The organism is Phytohabitans houttuyneae, assembly GCF_011764425.1.
In the GTDB taxonomy this organism is placed as follows: Bacteria; Actinomycetota; Actinomycetes; order Mycobacteriales; family Micromonosporaceae; genus Phytohabitans; species Phytohabitans houttuyneae.
In genome coordinates, this window is record NZ_BLPF01000001.1 from 1,553,154 (window position 1) to 1,572,072 (window position 18,919).

Consider the following 18,919-nt stretch of genomic DNA (forward strand, 5'->3'; position numbering starts at 1 on the left):
TGGTCAAGGCGTCGATCTGATGCACCACGGCGCCGAACACGTTCGTGGCGAACCAGCGCCACACCCCGGACGCCCGTACGAGCTGCTCGTCCTTCTCCATGAGCAGGTACGTCCGCTGTGTCCCGGTGAAGTCGGCGTTGGTGAACACGCTGATGAACGTCGACCGGCCCGCGAAGTCGATATCGAGGTCCGACTCGAGGGGTGCGGAACCGGTACTGCTTCGTCGGGGTGGCCGAGTCGCGGACCGTGAACGAACTCTGAGCGGTCAGGGCGCCGGTCATGGTGTCGCCGGTCTTGGCCACTTTCGAGCTGTCGGCGTAGGCCCGATCCCCTGCGGGTCAACAGCCGCCGTATGCGTGGCAACGGCGGCCGTGGTGAAAGCTCGATCCCCGTGCGGGTCCGTGTCCACCGTGTGTTCTGCTACCGCCCCGGCCTCTTCAGCGCCGACGTCCGCTGCGTCCAGGGACACAGCCGGCCCCACATCGCCGTTGACGGACTGGACGTGCACGACGGAGCCGGACGACGCCTGGACGGGTAGCAGGTCCGCCAGGTCCAGGGTTGCGCCCGCGCTGTCGTAGGGAAGCTCGATGCTGTACTGCCGAGTGCCGCCCTGTCGAGCTGCTGTGCGACCTGCCAGGTCTACCCCGAGGGCTGCCAGTCAGGGTCATCGGTGGCCGGGAGCACGGCAACGATCTGGCCGGCGTCGTTCAGCCGTGCCCGCACTGAGTACAGGGAAACGATCACGTTGTCGCCGGGCGACACCAGGGCCATGGCGTTGGAAAACTCGACGTACCCCGACTGCCGGGTACTCCTCCGGCAGTGCCCGCGGTGAACCCGACCGGCTATCGATGAAGCCGCCATCGACCGATGCCCCCACCGCTTCATGCCCGACGACCTGCGCCATAACTCCCCAACGCTCATGGCTGATGATCGTCGCCCGGACGGCCATGCCCACCACGAGGTCACAGCCAACGCTATCGAAACGCCGCACCGGTCGATCCTCGGGCACTGCCGTGTCGCAGCGCAGCCGAGGCATGCCCCACTCCCCTGAAGTGGCAACCAAAGACCAGACCACACGTCCCCACGGCGCGCATTACCTGCGGCAGATAAGTAAACGTGATCTTGGAAGGTGCCGAACGAGGCACACCATCACGATGTGCCGGCCGGGCGCTACGGCGTCACAACACGGTTTGGGCATGTTCCATGTCTTCAAGGGATGTGGATTACGGCGGTATCCGCTCTCACTGATATTTGGGTCCACAGTGGCGAAAGCGCGACCGGTAGGGCGACCCACTGAAGACGGAATGTCCTAGCGACGGCGCGCGGGGCCAGCAGCGGTTGGAGGATGCCATGTCGTGGGGTGGCTCTATGCTCTCCGAACGGAGACTGTGCCAACGGCAGCCCACACGGAGGCCGAAGAGTGTCATCTGGCCCCGTGTCCCCGTCGGCACCCCAACATCGGAACAGGTGATGCAGTGGCACGGCGACCTAAGCTGCGGTTCCTACCCTCCTATACCCTGACATTCCTCCTACTTGGAACTGTCGCCGCAGGCGGCGTCTTAATCGATCTTGCGATTGAGGCAACCGGTGACACCGCAGCGTGGCCGAGAGCCCTGGCTCCCGTTCGAAGCCACCCATTCATTGCGATAGCCGCGCTCGGGGCGATCCTACTGTTCCTGCCCATTATCAACACGCTGTACGCGAGGACGGGCCCTGAGCCGGCAACGTCAGACGATCTTGCCGACATGGAGGAACGCCTTCATGATCGCTTCGACTCGGCAGAGCTAGCGCGGGCTGGCGACGACGACAGGCTTCTCAGAAGGTTACCGCCGTATGCCCGCTACTTGCTGGAACAAGAGTGGGATCACGACGAGGTATGGCAGCTAGTCTCCGTCTTCGTTGACGAGAACACAGATCCGATCCGGGTGGCGCACGAGTGGGCGGCGCAGCCACCGGATGCCTTGGATCAGCTGTCAGGGAATGCCAATCTTGTCGTGGCCGAGGTTCTGATGGCGTACAAGCAGGCTGGCGCCGCCCTGATACGTTTCGAAGCCGCGTTGAGTCGGGGTGTTAGCCCGCGTCCATACTGGCTGTACCGCACTGCGCATGCCGCGTTGCATGCGCAAGGGCAGGACTCTCTCACTGCGACCGGCTACCTCCAAGCGGCTCAGGCAATCGACCCTGACTATCCCTTGGTCGTCGCGGCGCTCCTACATGAGGAGGGGCGGTTCGAAGATGCAAGGGCGGCGTTGGCTGGCTGGAAGGCCGCGACCCGTTGCGAACGGGACCAAGCAGCCCTCGTCCTGTCGGCCGCGCTCGCCGGTCACGATCGCGTCGACGCGGCTATAACCGCCCTTGAAGCAGTCGCCCATGACACCGAGGCACCTGCTCTGTTGCTCCGGCTGGCCGAGATGCTCCGGCATAGGTCGGTAGTTGGCAATGGGGACAGCCGTTGGAAGGACGCGTTCCGGGCCGTGGAGGTGGCGCTCCGCGCCCGCAATCTTCGTCGGGCCTGGCGTGGAGACAGCGCTGAGGCGGTCGTGGTGGCTGGTGAGGCGGCGGTCCTGGCGGACGATGCCCAGCAGGTGTGGTCGATCACGCGACCGCCTCCGGAAGGCACCGCCACCGAAGCCGAGGCTGCCGATGACCGCGTGTTGCCGCTCGCCGCCATGGGGGCTGCGCTGACCGGCCGGGTCGGCCAGGCCCGCGAGTTCGCCGCCTCGCTTCCCGAGGGACTCGTGAAATGGCGCATGGAAGCTGAGATCGCAGCCGGGCAAAGCGTCGGTGGCGACAACAGCGGCACCATCTCAGCGTGGCGTCGCGTCCTAGACGCGTCGACCACGGACGAGGACCGGCTGCACGCTCTGCGTGCGCTCGCGCTCGAGGGCGTTGCCGACTTTGACGTGACGGAGGCGCTCAGAGAGCGCCATCCCGAAGCCGTTACGGAAATCGAGACCACTCAGCGGGTCATGGCCGCGTCAGGGCCTGAAGGCGAGGAGATGCTGCGCCGGCTCGAGTCGGAGACAGCACTAGCGTCGGTACGACGTGCCGAGCTTTTGCGCGCCGCCGACGATCCGCTCGGCGCGGCTGAGGTACTAGTCGACGCAACCGATCGGTGGAAGAATCCCCGCCTACTCCTCATGGCTATCGATTCGTACATGGACGCTGGCGCCTGGGAACGAGCTGAAGCAGCCGCGCAGCGAGCCGTCGCCGAGGGAGGTATCTGGCCCGGAAGAGCTACGGTGTTACGCCGGCTCGTCACCATCCAAGCTACGTTGATGAACTGGGACGCTCTCGCTGCGGCGTGTCGAGCGCTACTGGAGTTGGATCCAAACGACGAGGATGCTCGCTGGAACCTAGCGCAGGCCGAATTCTCGGCAGGAGAGATCGAAAAGGCCTGGCGAACCATCCAGCGCGCCGGTGATACACAACCGACGATTCCCAGCAGGGCCGTGTTCCTACTGGAGCTCTCTCGCCGATTCGCGAAAGCTGAGGAGGTCGCCCAAACAGCGCTAGCTCTGCTGCAGGCTTTCCCTGACGACGAGCTCGTCCATGCGGCAGCCATCAACGCCGTAACCATGCGATTCGACAGCGCTGACATACCCGATCCCCTTGGCCAGACCATCACCGTCGCTTGGTCAGCGTTCATCGAACGTTACCCAGAAAGTAGGCTAATCAGGTCTTACAGCATTCGGGAAGGCGACAGCCCGCTAGCCGACATCGAGCCTATGCTCCGCCGCCAAGGAGACACGTACCGGGAAGCCCTGGGTCATGTTCGCGACCAACTCTTTCCTATCGGATTGCTTGACCGCGTCGTGGGCAAGCCGTACGCGGCGATCTTTCCCTTCCGCCCTCTCGGGTATCACCGCGCGGAGTCCGCTGCAACACGCGACAGGGTAGTAGAAATGGAGCACGCCCGCGATGCACTCGCGAAGGGTTGCATCATCGACGCAAGCGCGCTCTACACCTTGGCCCTGATACCCGATATCGCGCCCACACTGACAGCCATGCTCAGGCGTCCATCGACCACCGCAGCCAGCGTCGGCGACCTCGTCTCAGCAGATGACTTCTTCAGCATCCCTTCCTCGGGAACGATCGGCTTTGACCCTGACCGCGGACAAATCTTCCTCACCGATCCGAGCCCGGAGACGCAAGGACGGCAACAAGAGCTAGTACGGACAATGCTCCGTACTGCCCGGACCCTAAGACGTATCACGCACCCTGCTCTTGTCCACGTTCCCCGCGTCACGAAGGATCGCGATCCTGTCTGGCTCCTCAACCTCGACGCCGCGAAAGACTCGGGCGTCGCGCTATGGGCCGATGACCTCGGCCTTCGCCAATTGGCGCACACAAGCGGTATTAGGACTTTCGGAACCATCTCTCTCATCCGAGTAGCCAGGGAAAGGGGGCGAATCAGCGCAGACGAGGACCAAGATTCCATGCGCGCCCTTGTAAAGGAATACGTCGTCGACATCCCATTCGATGAGGAGATTCTTGTCGGTGTCGCTCAAGAGCAGCAGTGGCGACCCGAGGCCGTCGCGGCCGCCATGAGTAGAGCAGCGTCCTGGGTCGACATCGAGCCAGCTATCAACGTGATCAGATCGGCGCTGCGAAACGCAACGGACGATCATCTCGTTTCCTGGACGTCCGCCGCGCTATATGGCCTGAAGGCGGCCTCCCCCGCAGCCAACCTGTATCCGAATCTCACGGCAATAACAACGGCCCTACTATGCGAACGGTGGGCTCGTCCGACTCACGCCAGCGCATTGGCGGCCGCGCTGCGCTACCTCGAGCCAGAACAGATTGAAAGGGTCTTTCGTGAGGCGCTTGCAGAGGTGTGGCAGCACCTTACCAGCACATTCGATGTACGTGATGCACTTACAGTATATTTGTACCTTGTCAGCGAACTCGACGAGATCCACCGACAGTTCGCCGTACAGATTGTGCTCCAGCCCATCGAAGCATCTCGCAAGGCCGAGTATCTGGCTGGGGAGCCGGCCCTGTCAACCGTTTTCGTCCGAGACTGGCTCAGACGTCTCAGCGAGGCCGAGAATGAACGCGACGCAATCGCACACATTGAGGAACTGTTTGGCCAAACCGGCGCGACGACACGCCGCGCAGCCGGAGGCGGTGACTATGCCGACCTAGTTGTTTGGGAGGACGGCCTAGCGCCGAGGTTTGGCCTGCCCATCGTTGTAGAAGTCATATCTGGTTCTCGACGCCAACCCGCCATCATGCAGGATCGCCTCAACGGAATCGCCGCATCGAGCGGGAGCCGAACGCTTCTCGTACTCACATGGGACAGTCATACTCAGCCGGTCCGATGGACGGCCGAGCAGAACACAATTATCGTTGCTTCGGCCCGCGACCTCGCACAGATATTGACCACAGGCTCATTGGCAGCCTCGCTTGAGCGCCTCATAACCGCGGCGCGTCCCGTATGAGCCCGCTGCGTGTCCCTATTCCCTACGGCGACGATGCGACCTGGACCCAGCCGCTTGACACCACACTCCTCACAGAATACGTTGCCGCCTGCAAGGAACAAGCTCGGACAACGAAAGAGAAGGGCGACCGACTCGAGAGCCTCCTTTGCTGGCTACTACCACACATCCCTGGGTTTCGGGCACATACTGTCAACCAGTTTAGTGCTGACCACTCGCAAGAAATAGACATGCTAATTTGGAACGAACGGCACCCAACTGGCTTCCCATCATTTCGCGAAAAGATCATGGTCGAATGTAAGAACTGGATTCGTAAGGTGGACAGCAGCGACGTGGCCTGGTTCGACTGGAAAATGCGCTTAGGTGGTGTCACAGAAGGGTTACTCGTCGCCGCAAATGGAATAACCGGAGACTCGAGCCGCCGTCACGATGCGGAGTCAATTCTGGCCCACGCCAACGCCGAGCAACGCCGGATCCTAGTCATTACACTGGAAGAAATCGGGGCGATCACCTCTCGCTATAACTTGCGAGAACTTCTCATCGAGAAAGTGATGGGCCTCTCAGCGAGGGCGGGCCTGCCTTGACACCGTCTGCGGCAAGCAGCATCACCGCAGGAATGTAAACTCATGGTCTAGTCCACGGCTACGGACCGCGTCATTCCGGTTCCCCATCTTTCTCGCGCTGGCTTGCGATCCACTCCCGGAATTGCTCACTCTCTTCTCGTCGCTTGTACCATTCGACGAAACTGGCGACCCGCTCTAACTGCTTCACCAAATGTGCAACGCCCTTTTCTTCAAGGTATTCCGCGTCGTAAATGTTCAGGTCAATGTCATACTCCATCTGCGACACGGGCCCGAACGGGCCATCCGCGTCCACTGTTATCCGGTACTGCATTGGCAGGTCGCCATCGACGCGCGCGCCCCGCATGTCAAAGGGTAACTCAATGCGGCGCCCGGGAGGCAAGGTGGCGATCCCGTTCACGAGGATAGGCCAAGACATAATAGGCGTGGCCGGGCCTTCGGCCTTCTCATATGAGCGTTGAAGTGGAGGCTCTGACGCGATCCTCACATTACGCGCAACGCTCGGACCAATGTTTTCAATTGTAAGCATTAGAGCTTGTGGGCTACCTATCTTAGGAGCAATGTCTACAACTACATAGGGCTCCAGGGACTCGCGACGTGCGATCTCTGACGCGTTAAGCTGCTGTCGCGTCAGGTCGACCTGTTGAGTGGCTGCCGCAGCCTGGTCCTGCGCAGCTTCGGAGGCTCGATGATTAACATAGCCGACCAAGATCGCCGTCAGCAATGCTAGGGCAGCGATCACGAACGTTAGCGCCTCAATCGACAGCAACGGAATCACCCCCCGAGAAGGACGGAAGAATTGATTTCCTAGCTATATGCACACAAAACGGTAGCCCTACACGAGCTGACGGCAGAGCGGTGCCTGCATAGGAGCGCCGCGCCTTATAGGGCGAGTAGGGAGCGGGACGACAGGCCATACAGAGGAGGCTACGCGCGCGCTGTTAGGGAACGCTCCAGTGGTTGCCCATTACCTTTCAGGCGGCGTCGCGCGCCACGGCCCTCGTCAGAGGTGCTCTCATCGGCAAGGGCGCGCACTTGACGCGGCGCGCCGGGCAGGCCCGTGCCACCCCCCTTGACCCGGCCGGCGCTATCCGGAGGTCCTGGGACGCGCCCGTCACGCGCGTCGTTGGGGCACCCCGATCACGAGCCCGTTCTTGGCGCGGACTCCGGCCCGTACGGCCCTGAGGAGTCGCTGGTTCCGGCCGCACGTGCAGACGAGGGCTGACGCGCTCGCCGTCTTCGACGAAGGCTGAAGCCCGCAGGCGCTTGCCATCGACGGCCATAGTTGGAAGAGGTCGAAGGGGGTGCGCCTTGGCAGAGCCGCCAGCCGCCAGATCCTTCCGGGACTCCCACTGGTGGTACCAGCTGGGCGAGGTCGCCGACGGCCTGGGCAAGGTGCTGATCTTCGTGATTCTGTGGTACACGCCGGTCTTCCTGGCAGTCAACGCGCACACCCGCGGGATCGGGTTCGTGTCCGGCACAAGGCCGGTCATCGAGGGCTCGGAGTGCAGCGACATCGAGTCCCCCGGCTGTCTGTGGCGCCGCGAGGACTGGACCTGGACAGTGCCAGCCGGCGCGACGGCGGAGACGACCGTCAAGCCGCACAGCCCTGGCGCGGTCCGTGGCACGGCCGGCTACATGTCCGTCCGCGACGGCTGCGCCGGCGCCCGGGTGGCGTGGCAGATCTTCGTCGGCGACGACCCGGTGGCCTCCGGCACCGTCGAGTATGGACCGCCGCAGGAGGTGACCTCCGAGCCGGTCGCGCCGCCGATCCGGCAGGTGCGGATCACCGCGCGCCGCACGGACACCGCCTCCTGCGCTGCGGTCTTCGTCTGGGGCGACATGCAGATCGACGCCCCGTGGCGGGTATGGCCCTGGGAGCTATGGCCCAAGTGACCGCGACGGCACAGCGCGCGGCCAACTGCCGCGCGTCACCGGCCAGCGCCGCGGGCCCAGCACCGGTCGGGTGACCGCGGTGGCGGTGGGGCAACTGGATGGCCGTCCGATCATCGTCTCCGGCAGCGACGACTACACGGTGCGGGTATGGGACCAAGCCCGCGCAGGAACCAACGAGACACACGATCTGCAATTAACGTAGCCCAACAATCTACGGAACTGCTGTCCGCCATCCGGAGATCCTCGCTATCGCGACCGAACTCGGCGTAATAGTTATACGCCTTGAAGGCAATTGGGCTACAGCCAGCACTAATCCAGTCGACGAACTGTCATCGGCATGTCCGGATGGTTGTGCTCAGCGTGTCGGTACCCATCGGGGTTGACTGGAGGCTTGCGGTGACGAACCCGCGGGCTGTAGCGCCAGCGAGTGCCTGGCGCAGCACAGTCGTGGCCAGACCACGACGGCGCCGACTCGCTGGTGGTGACGAACGAAACGTCGACGTCTGTGTTGCCGGGATGGGCACGAGTTCCGATTCGAATCCCTTGGCGGCGAATCCTGGCACACCCCTGGGCCTGGCTAGCTCAGGCCACGGACTGCGCACTCCTGCTCGTACCGCTTGCTGTGCAGCACGCCCGGGTTGACGACCGCCCGACGGTAGAGCAGGTCGTCCGCTCGCCGGACGGTTATCGGCAGCCCGTACGCCTCGTACAGGTCCGCGACCGCGGCGAACCGGTCGTCCTTATATCCGGCGTAGTGGTAGATCACGGCCTCCACCAGCGATTCGCCGGGCTGGATGTCGAACTCGCCCTCGGTGCTGAAGGTGACGACCAGCGGTGGCTCGCCCACCGGTTCGTCGGGGTGCAGCCAGTAGCCGACCACGTCGCCGTCCACCAGTGTGCCGATCCACGCCGCGTGTGGGAGCACGGTATCGATCGCGGCGATGTTGGCCATGATGTCGGGGTCTGCGCGATCGTTGTCGTTGAGGTAGCTGTGATCGAGGAGGGCGTGGGACTCACCCGGTTCGAAGATCACCGTCCTGGTGTGTAGCAGCGGGTCCCGCGACCGCTCGGCGTCCGCGGGCCGGTCGGCCTGGATGGCCGTGAGCCGCCGCAGATCATCGGGTACGGGCCGGCCACGCAGCCGTTCGGCAATGGAGGCGAGGATCTGATCCACAGTCGCCACCCTGGAGCCTCCCGATCGCTTGAGGTCAACGCGGCACCACGGTAGCCCCCAGGACCAGCGGTCGCGGTCACCGCCGATGTCGATGAGAGAGCGGACGATCACGTCGCCAAACCTCGGCCCGGGTAGTGGCCGCGGGCCGTCCACCCTGCCGATACCCCCGTCACTTTTGGTGACGAGCTGATCGCGGCAGATCAGGACGCCGATCTCGCCCGGCAGTACGCTCGGGATCGTGCACTCCGCTTCCCGCCTGACGGGTCTACCTGAGCTGACCGAGGTCCGGAAAGTATGGTTCGGTGATTGGTACGACGGCCCCTTGACGGGCGTCGCCATGTATCAGGGTCGCGAATATTGGTTCGTCATGGTCACCAACGACGACGGCGGTGGCGGGCACTGGGACTTCGAGCCTCGCGTCTACGTTCTGCACCGCCTGACGGGCGAGCAGTTGGCGCACGCGTGGGATACGCATCGCAGTTTCGCGGCGGCAGGTCTTCCAGGGTGCCTGCACTCGCCGCCGTGCACCGTTGCCAGTGCTACCGGCGGCGAGATGTTGGAGGCTCTACGCGAGCGCTGGCCGCCCGAACATGAGGACGAGTACGTAAACGCTCCGGCAGTCGGGTGGTTCCGGGACGCGTAACGCCTGGCTGCGCGCACCTCGCGGCAGAAGAGAACGCCAAGATCGATTTGCTTGCGGTCTCGACCGCGCCGTCGGCGGACGCGCGATCGAGGGCATGAGCGGATGGCGATCCAGGCGCAGCGGTCAGCGCCGCGAGCGTTTGCCTGAGCCCTGGATTGTAATTAGCGCTTCAGCCAATGCCCTTTCGATAGTAAACGACTTTCGGAGTTCCTGAGCGCTTTGGCTGAGCAGTTGGTCCCACGAGCCAGGGCCGCCTATGCTGATGTCGCCGTGTTGGCATGAGATATCTGACATCGGTATCCAGGATCCGTCGTCGAGAATCACGATCGAGCCAACGCAATCGCCGTCAGCGTAGTAACGCCATAGATCTACGTCCCAACCGTATTGGATAGCAAGGTACCGAGCCGCGACCTGATTCCGAGATTGACGCATTCGCCGATGCCTTGATGCCGAGAACCATCCGTGCGTTCGCAGTTGGTAGTCCGAAGGCTCGGCGCCCCGGACGTTGGTCTTTATTGCCTCCGTAGCAGAAGCGTATCGGGTAAGGCGGTACTGACCAAACGGATCGAGGCAAAGTAGCCGCGCGCTTCCGCCACGGTGCCGCGCTCTACTGATAAATTCCGGAACGGCCGGGTTGTCAATTGGTGGACAAACGACCGGCGAAGTATGGTCGACAAAACGCACTTCATCCCAGGCGCGGCGAGTGTCGGCGAGCGCCCGCCGCTCATCTGCGATCGACTTCATTTCATCGTCGAGAGCGCTCAGCCTCGCCACCCCTCACCGCTTCCAGTTCGGCCATCACTTCCACCACTGGCGGTTGACCAGTGTCAGGTTCGACGCAGGATAGTTGAGAATACGATAGCCGGCCAGTGATCTATCAGATACCCGACGAGCGGCCGGCTCCGCGCTCGACCAGCGGCATGAGCGTGTACCTGATCGTGGCTGTCGCGCTGCAGATCCGAATGGAATGCCATCATCGCGAGCGATAATAGCCGCGCCGACGCACGTAGGGAATCGATACGGCGGTCAGCGAGCCGGAAATGTTGCCGTGCCGAGGGTGCTCAGCCAGCTACTGAGGCTCGCGCCATCCAGGTACGACCTAGGTCGTACCCATACCTTGGTCCTCGGGTCGCGCTGAACGCATTCACGCCGAACGTTGCCTATCGGCAATGTAAACAGGCTTGCCCCGGTCCCGAGGAGGTCTACCTCGTAGCAGGACAGAGTGCAAGGCAATCTCAAAGTCCTCTACCGCGTCGTAGTACTCCCTCTTCACCAATAGCCAGCTACCCTCGTCTTCGCAATACGCGTTTCGTACAGCTTGGTGGGCGATCTGTACGCGGCCCAACTCCGTTCGAAGTGATCTACTGCCGGGGAGGGCGTAGAACCTGGTAGACGCCTGAAGGCGAGCGGCCCGTCCGATATGCGGATCAGGCACAACCTCCTTCGCCTCCCTCATATCTATAAGGTCGCCTATCCAGCCATGAAGCAAGACGATGAGGTCAGTTCCTGTATCAACCAAACGCGTTGCCTGTTGACGACGCCACTCAACACGGCGGCGAACGAAATCGCCTAGCAGAACTAGGAGGCCGCCAGCCATAACACCGCCGAGGGTCGAAATCGTTTCCATACCCTCAATAGTCGGCGACCCAGTCAAGCGCACCACAGCGAGGCATTATCGTCGGCACGACTGTGTATCGGCGGCTCTGCGCACCGTCATGCTGCGTGGCTGGTTGGTCGGGGTGTGTTCCGTTGTCGAGGACCGCCGTGCGGCTGTTGTCCTGGGCCGGGATGGGCTCGGTTTAGGTCGAGCTGCTCATGGGTGGTGGGTTGTCAGGCTGGTTTAGGCGGGTGCGGACCACCAGGTCGTGCAGGGTGTCGACGGCGGCGGGGTCGGGGTGCTCGGGCAGCGGTGACCCGTCGCGGGCGGCTTCCAGTACGGCGCGCAGTCGGGGAATGTCGGTGGCCAGGTGCCGGGCCGCCCCGGCGGGTAGCGGTCCGTGTTCGGCTTGTTGTTTGGCGGCGATCAGGTCCGGCAGGTACGCCAGGTCGGTGCCGAGAACGCGTAGGTCGGTCTCGACATGTCCGGTGTGCATCAGGTGGATCCCGGTCAGCAGCACCCGCAGCGTGTACAGGGCCGGTTTGAGCTGCCCGGTCTTGGCGTACAGCTTCTGATCCTGGGCGTACCGGCCGTAGGTGTCAGCCACCCGCCGCGACAAGAACGCCCGCCGGACGGCCAGCAGCTGCCGGCCGTCATCGGTGACCTGCTCGACCAGCGGCGACCACAACACCTCCAGCACCGTCGGGTTGGCCTGCAGGGCGAGCGTGCAGAACCGCTCGATCTCCCACGAGAACTGCTCGCCGGCCGGCCCGTCCAGATGGGTGGGCGGCTTGTCCAAACGCCAGAACCAGCGAGTCGGCGCCGCGTACACACCCCGCCGGTCATGATCCGAGTCAGGGCCATCCAACCCGTAAGCCCGCGACCCGACCACCACCGCCAGGATCGTGTGCCGCTCCACCAACTCGATCATGACCGGCAACGCTACCGAACCCCGCAGGCCACACCCGACCATTTTTCCCGCGGGCGAGGCCGCCGGCCCCGACATCGCGACCCCGCCAGCCGAAGCAATGGAGGTAACGCTACGTAACAACCCGTATCGCGGCATGAGCGGACGTCGACTGATCTTCACAAGGAGCCCGAGTTCATCCTCGCCGTAGGCGCTTGTCCTCCACATGAACGACCTCGATCTGTGACCGGGTCGGCGGGGGCGCCCGTCGTCGGCGAGACCCGGGAGCAGCCAGGCGACGCGCCGGCGAAAGCGCCTCAGACCGGTTTGGTGATCACGGTCGTGCTGTCCGATTGGGGATAGCGTTGATCATATCTTGACGGTGATAATGCGGCGGTGCCGATCGTCTTCGCCTTGTGGGCAGTCGCGATCGCGCTTGCCACTGCGGCGATGTCCGCAGCCCAGGTGAAGTTGCCGTCAGAGGAGTTCTGGGCCGGTCGGTCAGCCGTTCTCTGGGTATCCATCTTGATCCTTTCCGGCTTTTCGGTACACAGTGTGGCGGCGAGGTACGCCCGTAGTCGACCTTCCGAGGCGTTTCACGATAGGGAAAAGAACGTCCGGGCCGTTTTGAGTGCCGCGCTGAGCTCGACTGCAGAGTGCTTAGGTGTCGATTGGAAAGAGGTTGGAGTTCACGCGTTTAGAGCCGCCGGCGCAGGACCTTTTCTTCGGCTCGTGCACGTTGGTGGTCTCAGGTTGGGCGCTAACCCGTCCATGTCTAGACCGCTGTGGCGTCCTGGGAAAGGCGTTGTGGGTGCGGCGTTTATCTCTCAGAAAGTGGTCGCGGAGGATTGGCAGAGTGTTTATCGGGCCGGGAATGGCGATGGGCCGGAGAAGTGGATGGCGCGTCCAAGATCTGAGCGCTATGACTTGTCGTGGGGTGAGCTACAGCTGACGGCCGAGTACGCCGGCATCGTCGCCTGTCCGGTGTTCCACCCGGGGAACGGGAAGATCATCGGCTGTGTTGCCGTCACCGCGCCAACGACGCGGCGGCGTTTGGTTGAGCGGTCGATGCTGACGATCCTGCGGAATCTGGCTCATAGCGTCGCTCTGCTCGAGGTGTCGCGATGACCCCGGACGCCGCGGTTGAGCCGGTGCTCGCCGAGCCTCTGCCCCAGGACGAGGTGTCGTCAGAATTTGTCGTTCTCGTCGACACCTACGGAGGTAGCTCCGCCTATGTCCGCTCGCTACGCAGGGCAACCTCGCCTCCCGGGCCTGCCGGCATCCTAACTACGCCCCCCTACGACCTTTACCTGGCGAGGCCGGCGCATAACCTATGGCGTTTGCGCGTCTACCTTCGCCCCTATGCCGCACGGCTGGTGGCGCTCATGCTAGCCGCGTTGGCGGCCACCGGCGCAGGCGTCGCGGTTCCGCTGGTGGTCGAGCGGGTGGTTGATGGACCGGTAGCTGCCCGTGACCCGATGGGGCTGGTCCTACTCGGCGGTTTCGTCCTAGCGTTTGGTCTCATCGAGGCGGCGCTCATCTTCATCCGCCGGTGGACTCAGGCAGCCTCGGCGTTGGGCCTGGAGTCCACAATCCGCGATGAGATCTACCGGCACGTGCAGCGGCTCCAGATGTCCTTCCACGATCGGTGGCGATCGGGCCAGTTGCTGTCTCACGTGACGTCGGACCTGAGTGTGATCCGGCGGTTCCTGTCCTTCGGGCTCGTGTTCCTTGTCGTCAACGCCCTGACCTTCATCGCGGTGGTGGCCCTCCTCATCCGCCTGCACTGGCCGCTAGGTGTGCTCGTTGCGGTGAGCCATATCCCCCTGTTCCTGTTCAGCTTCCGCTTCTCCCGGGCATACATGGCTGCCTCTCGCCGTGTCCAAGACGAGCAAGGCGACCTAGCGACGACCATCGAGGAGTCGACGCAAGGGCTGCGCACGGTTAAGGCGTTCGGCCGACAAGGCTTAATGACCGATCGGTTCGGACGTCAGGCCCGGCAGCTGCACAACTCCGCGATCGGCAAGGGCAGGTTGCTGGCCCTCAGCTCGGCCCGCTTCGACCTGGTGCCCAACCTGACGCTCGCGGTGGTGCTGGTCGCCGGTGCCGCCACCGTCGCAACCGACGGGATGACGCTGGGCCAGCTCGTCGCGTTCGTGACGCTGCAGTGGATGCTGATCTGGCCGGTCGAGTCGCTCGGCTGGATCATCGCGAACGCGCAGGAGGCGATGACCGCCGCCGACCGCATCTACGAAGTGCTCGACACCCGACCATCCATCATCGACCGCCCCACTGCAGTCGCAGTCGCTAATGATCAGGTCCAAGGCCGTCTGCGGTTCGAGGCCGTCGCGTTCACCTATCCCGGCACCGACACACCAGTGCTGCGCCGGATCGACCTCGACGTACGGCCCGGCGAGACGCTCGCGATCGTCGGCGCCACCGGATCCGGCAAAACCACCCTCATCTCCCTCCTGCCCCGCTTCTACGAAGCCACCGGCGGCGCGATCACCATCGACGGCCGCGAGATCCGCGACATCCAACTGAACTCGCTACGCGGCCTCATGGGGGTCACGTTCGAAGACCCGACGCTCTTTTCGATGTCGGTGCGGGAAAACCTGACCCTCGGCCGCCGCGAGACCACCGACGACGAGATCTACGAGGCGCTGCGGGTGGCGCAGGCCGAATTTGTGTACGAGCTGCCCTGGGCCCTCGACACCCGCATCGGCGAGCAGGGCCTCTCCCTGTCCGGCGGGCAGCGGCAGCGGCTCGCCTTGGCCCGCGCCATCATTGGCCGGCCAAAGATCCTCGTCCTCGACGACCCCCTCTCATCCGTTGACGTGCACACCGAGGCGCTCGTCGAAGACGCGCTGGCCCGCGTGCTGCACGGCACCACCGCGCTGCTCGTCGTGCACCGACCGTCCACAGTGGCCCTCGCCGACCGGGTGGCCCTGCTCGCCGACGGCGAGATCACCGCCGTCGGCACCCACTCGGAGCTGCTCGCCACCGTGCCCGCCTACCGAGACCTCCTATCCGGCTGGTCAGGCGACTCCGAAGCAGCCCACCATGCCCAGTAACTCAAGCGACTGGCGCGGCCGGGCGGCGGACCAGGCCGCCGATCAGACCCTCGCGGAGACCGGCTCGGTGGTCCGGCTCCGCGCCCGCAGCCGGGTCCTGCTCGCCTCGCTGATCCGCCCGCACCGCCGCGCGCTCGCGCTCGCCGTCGGGCTCCTGCTCCTGCAAAACGCCGCGGGCATGGCCGGACCCTTCCTAGTCATGCTCGGCATCGACAAGGGCATCCCACCCCTGCGCGACAGCGGCGACCCCACCGTGCTCATCGTGATCGCCACCGCGTTCCTGGCCGCCGCAATCGGCGAATACCTCGGCAAGCGCGGCTTCCTCATCCTCTCCGCCCGCATCGGCCAGGCCGTCCTGCTCGACCTGCGCCAGCGCGTGTACGACCACTTCCAGCGCCTCTCCATCGACTTCCACGAGCGCTACACATCCGGCCGCGTCGTCGCCCGCCTCACCAGCGACATGGACTCCATCGCCGAGCTCGTCGACGGCGGCATCGACGACCTCGTCCTCGCCGGCCTCTCCGTGCTCTCCGTCGCCGGCATCCTGCTCTGGCTCGACGCCCCGCTCGCCGCCGTCACGCTCATGGCCTTCCCGTTTCTGCTGTGGCTCTCCCGCTGGTTCGCCCGCGCCTCCGCCCGCGCGTACCGCCGCACCCGCGAAGCCGTCGCCCTCGTCATCGTCCACTTCGTCGAGTCGCTCGGCGGCATCCGCGCCGTGCAAGCCTTCCGCCGCGAGCCGCGCAACCAACAGATCTTCGAAGACCTCAACGACGACTACCGCCGCGCCAACCTGCACGCCTTCCGCCTCATCGCCATCTACTCCCCCGGCATCAAGGTCATCGGCAACATCGCCATCGCCGTCGTGCTCACCTACGGCGGCTGGCAGGTCATGCAAGGCCACACCGAAATCGGGGTACTCGCCGCATTCCTGCTCTACCTGCGCCGCTTCTTCGAGCCCATGCAGGAGCTCAGCCAGTTCTACAACGCGCTCCAGTCAGCCACCGCCGCGCTGGAAAAGCTCGCCGGTGTACTCGACGAAAAGCCCTCGGTCCCCCACCCTCCACCCCGACCCCGCTGCCGGCCGACGCGGGTGGCGCGGTCGAGTTCCGCGCCGTGACCTTCCACTACCGCGCCGACAAACCGATCCTGCCCGCCCTCGACCTGGACATCCCAGCCGGCCAGACCGTCGCCCTCGTCGGCGCCACCGGCGCCGGCAAGTCCACCATCGCCAAGCTCGTCGCCCGCTTCTACGACCCCGTCGACGGCACCGTCACCCTCGACGGCGTCGACCTGCGCGACGTCAACGACACCGACCTGCGCCGCGCCGTCGTCATGGTCACCCAGGAAAACCACCTCTTCTCCGGCACCGTCGCCGACAACATCCGCTTCGGCCGACCCACCGCCACCGACGACGAAGTGGCCGACGCCGCCCGCGCGATCGGCGCGCACGCCTTCATCGACGCCCTCCCGCACGGCTACGACACCGACGTACACCGCCGCGGCGGCCGCCTCTCCGCCGGCCAACGCCAACTCGTCGCGTTCGCCCGCGCCTTCCTCGCCGACCCCACCGTCCTCATCCTCGACGAGGCCACCTCATCCCTCGACGTCCCCAGCGAACGCCTCGTCCAGCACGCCCTCCGCACCATCCTCCGCGAACGCACCGCCCTCGTCATCGCCCACCGCCTGTCCACAGTGGAAATCGCCGACCGCGTCCTCGTCCTCGAAGCCGGCCGCATCGTCGAAGACGGCCCCCCAGCCACCCTCATCACCAGCGGCGGGCGCTACGCCCGACTTCACACCCTCTGGCACGATAGCCTCATCTAATCCACCACCGCGGCGAGCCGGCACCCGCGCCTCCGCGCCTTGTCTGCGGCATGACAGTGCGTCTGATCATGCGGTTCGGCGCCGCTGTACTCTTTGCCGGTGACGTTGCCGAGCGACGAACGCGAGCGGTTACTCTCGCTTTACCGACATCGGGTGGATACGTACCTCGACGTCGACCCGGAGTTTGGACAACGTTGGCGGAGCTGGTGCAGGACGCTGTTGTCGTACGGGGGCTTATTGGTCGTTGCGCCGGCCGCCCCCGAGTCGGACCTTGAGAGGTTGCTCTCCAGCGCGGTTGCGTTCGGACCGGAAGCGCGATCCATCCAAGCAGATGTCGGGGAATGTCATCGGAACGTCGCGGAACTCTGGATCGACGGAGCGATCGAGGCAATCGGCACCGGCTATGCGCTGTCCGCCGACGAACTCTGGCGTCAGCACTCGTGGGGCGTGGATGTCGGAGGTGTGCTGGTAGAGACCACCGATGAACGGTGCGCCTACATGGGTATCGTGCTACCCGCGCGGGCGCCGAGCATGCAGTTCGCCGGGAGCAACGCCCAAGAGCACCTCAAGACGGTGCTACGGCAACGTGGTCCTCGAGCCGCAGAGCTGATCGGCATGATCCGAGAGCTTACGAGCTTGGGTCAGGCCCGACCCACCTGAGACTCATCCAGGCCGCCACGGCCCCTACACCAGGTGCACCAGCTCTGCGCCCCGCGAGACGAGCACAGAGAGCAAGGCGGGCGGCAGCACGCACGGTCGGCGGCTACTTCCGGGCATCGCGTGAGGCGGATGGAGTGCTCGTCGTGCTGGAGATTGATTTCCTGGCCGAAGCGCTCAACCCGGAGCCCGAACAACCTGCTCCAGGCTGGCGGCCTGCGCGAACCACATGTTCGGTGCATCCACCCTCTACAAGCCCACCGTCACCTCAGTCCCGCCGCCGGGCTGTACGCATCGAGGCGCGTCGCGGCACCCGTCTTGCGTCGAGGGGATCCGGCCAGACACCTCACTTGGCTTGTGTGCGGTATTCGCGGCGGATGACCAGCCGCAGGCCCGACCAGATCTCGTCGATCGCACATACCTTGTTGTCGACCAACCCGGTCGGCAGCGCGACTTCACGGACGACGTCCTCGGTAACGTCCGTGGGCACCTTCGACGCTCGTTTCGGCCAGGCGACCCAGAAGCCGCCGTCCTGGGCCATGCCGCGTCTGACCTCGTCGAGGCGGGCCTGCAACTCGTGGCGTCCGGTCACGAACAGCACGATCACGTCGGTCGGCGCGTCGGCAGCCAGGCCGTACCGGATGACGACCCCGTCGGGCAGGCCATCGAATTTGGCCTCGAAACCAGTCGGCGCGTCCAACAGTGCGACTCGGTGACCCGGCTTGATGCCGAGCTTGCGGTGCAGCGGCGTGCCCGAGTAACCAGCCATGTCACCCCATCGCCCCGCGTTGCCGGACACTCGTGGATCGTAGTGGTGCGGCCGAGGCTTACGCATCCGCCGAGCCACCGAGCAGGCCGTCCCACTCTGTACGCGCGGTTCGCGGCAGAAGAGTGCGCCACACCGGTACGGTGTCGACGTGATACGAGGGTGCCCAGAGTGCGGGGCCCACTGGTGCGCCGCTGCTGTTCGGTCTCCCCGTCGGGAAGCCCGTGAGGTAGCCGCAAAGGCGAATTGCGCTCGGCGGTTGCTCGCCGACGGCGAGCACCTAATCTTGCGGCTAGCACCATGTATCTGGCATGGAGTGAGTCTCTGGATTGGACGGCTCTGCGATCACTTGGAGGGCG

The 18,919-nt window shown here is 64.6% G+C and carries 12 protein-coding genes and 1 pseudogene; 9 read left to right on the plus strand and 4 right to left on the minus strand.

The annotated features are described in order from the left end of the window. The first annotated feature begins 1,475 nt into the window (after positions 1-1,475). On the plus strand, positions 1,476-5,444 hold the full coding sequence (locus Phou_RS07270; RefSeq protein ID WP_173054693.1) for a tetratricopeptide repeat protein: 3,969 nt from the start codon (positions 1,476-1,478) through the stop codon (positions 5,442-5,444). Then, the gene (locus Phou_RS07275) at positions 5,441-6,025 is read left to right on the plus strand and encodes a restriction endonuclease (protein WP_173054695.1); all 585 of its coding nucleotides are present in this window, start codon (positions 5,441-5,443) and stop codon (positions 6,023-6,025) included. The genes Phou_RS07270 and Phou_RS07275 overlap by 4 nt, the downstream gene beginning before the upstream one ends. Before the next feature lie 70 nt (positions 6,026-6,095). On the opposite strand, the gene Phou_RS07280 is transcribed toward Phou_RS07275, so the two are convergent. After that, positions 6,096-6,800, minus strand: a complete 705-nt coding sequence (locus Phou_RS07280; protein WP_173054697.1) for a DUF8453 domain-containing protein — start codon at positions 6,798-6,800, stop codon at positions 6,096-6,098. Positions 6,801-7,333: 533 nt separating this feature from the next. Between Phou_RS07280 and Phou_RS07285 the strand changes: the two genes are divergently transcribed. Then, positions 7,334-7,918, plus strand: coding sequence for a hypothetical protein (locus Phou_RS07285; protein WP_173054699.1), 585 nt, complete (start codon positions 7,334-7,336; stop codon positions 7,916-7,918). Positions 7,919-7,988: 70 nt separating this feature from the next. Further along, a complete protein-coding gene (locus tag Phou_RS54335) occupies positions 7,989-8,120 on the plus strand; it encodes a hypothetical protein (RefSeq protein WP_281365007.1) in 132 nt (43 codons plus the stop codon). A 375-nt stretch (positions 8,121-8,495) separates the two neighbouring features. Here Phou_RS54335 and Phou_RS07290 read toward each other — a convergent pair whose 3' ends face one another. Beyond that, positions 8,496-9,092, minus strand: coding sequence for a hypothetical protein (locus Phou_RS07290; protein WP_173054701.1), 597 nt, complete (start codon positions 9,090-9,092; stop codon positions 8,496-8,498). A gap of 238 nt (positions 9,093-9,330) precedes the next feature. Between Phou_RS07290 and Phou_RS07295 the strand changes: the two genes are divergently transcribed. After that, positions 9,331-9,735, plus strand: a complete 405-nt coding sequence (locus Phou_RS07295) for a hypothetical protein (protein ID WP_173054703.1) — start codon at positions 9,331-9,333, stop codon at positions 9,733-9,735. 1,799 nt (positions 9,736-11,534) lie between these two features. On the opposite strand, the gene Phou_RS07300 is transcribed toward Phou_RS07295, so the two are convergent. Then, positions 11,535-12,263, minus strand: coding sequence for a nucleotidyltransferase domain-containing protein (locus tag Phou_RS07300; protein ID WP_173054705.1), 729 nt, complete (start codon positions 12,261-12,263; stop codon positions 11,535-11,537). 372 nt (positions 12,264-12,635) lie between these two features. Here Phou_RS07300 and Phou_RS07305 point away from each other — a divergent pair, with 372 nt between their 5' ends. The 4 genes and pseudogenes from Phou_RS07305 to Phou_RS07320 all read left to right on the plus strand — a co-directional run bounded on the left by Phou_RS07305 (position 12,636) and on the right by Phou_RS07320 (position 17,797). Then, entirely contained in the window at positions 12,636-13,367 is a 732-nt protein-coding gene (locus Phou_RS07305) for a hypothetical protein (RefSeq protein WP_173054707.1), read from the plus strand. After that, positions 13,364-15,313, plus strand: coding sequence for an ABC transporter ATP-binding protein (locus Phou_RS07310; protein ID WP_371872086.1), 1,950 nt, complete (start codon positions 13,364-13,366; stop codon positions 15,311-15,313). The genes Phou_RS07305 and Phou_RS07310 overlap by 4 nt, the downstream gene beginning before the upstream one ends. Then, positions 15,303-17,137, plus strand: a pseudogene (locus Phou_RS07315) (ABC transporter ATP-binding protein). The gene Phou_RS07310 and the pseudogene Phou_RS07315 overlap by 11 nt, the downstream one beginning before the upstream one ends. Before the next feature lie 99 nt (positions 17,138-17,236). Next, positions 17,237-17,797 (plus strand): hypothetical protein, encoded by a 561-nt coding sequence (locus Phou_RS07320; RefSeq protein ID WP_173054709.1) that lies wholly within the window; start codon positions 17,237-17,239, stop codon positions 17,795-17,797. 343 nt (positions 17,798-18,140) lie between these two features. On the opposite strand, the gene Phou_RS07325 is transcribed toward Phou_RS07320, so the two are convergent. Next, complete coding sequence (locus Phou_RS07325; protein ID WP_246273366.1) at positions 18,141-18,593, minus strand: DUF3052 family protein; 453 nt, start codon at positions 18,591-18,593, stop codon at positions 18,141-18,143. Positions 18,594-18,919: the final 326 nt, after the last annotated feature.

What these genes read in the sequence shown, in the direction of transcription:
- Phou_RS07310 (WP_371872086.1), top strand. Translation starts at nt 13,364, where the DNA reads ATGACCCCGGACGCCGCGGTTGAGCCGGTGCTCGCCGAGCCTCTGCCC.
- Phou_RS07300 (WP_173054705.1), bottom strand. Translation starts at nt 12,263, where the DNA reads ATGATCGAGTTGGTGGAGCGGCACACGATCCTGGCGGTGGTGGTCGGG.
- Phou_RS07275 (WP_173054695.1), top strand. Translation starts at nt 5,441, where the DNA reads ATGAGCCCGCTGCGTGTCCCTATTCCCTACGGCGACGATGCGACCTGG.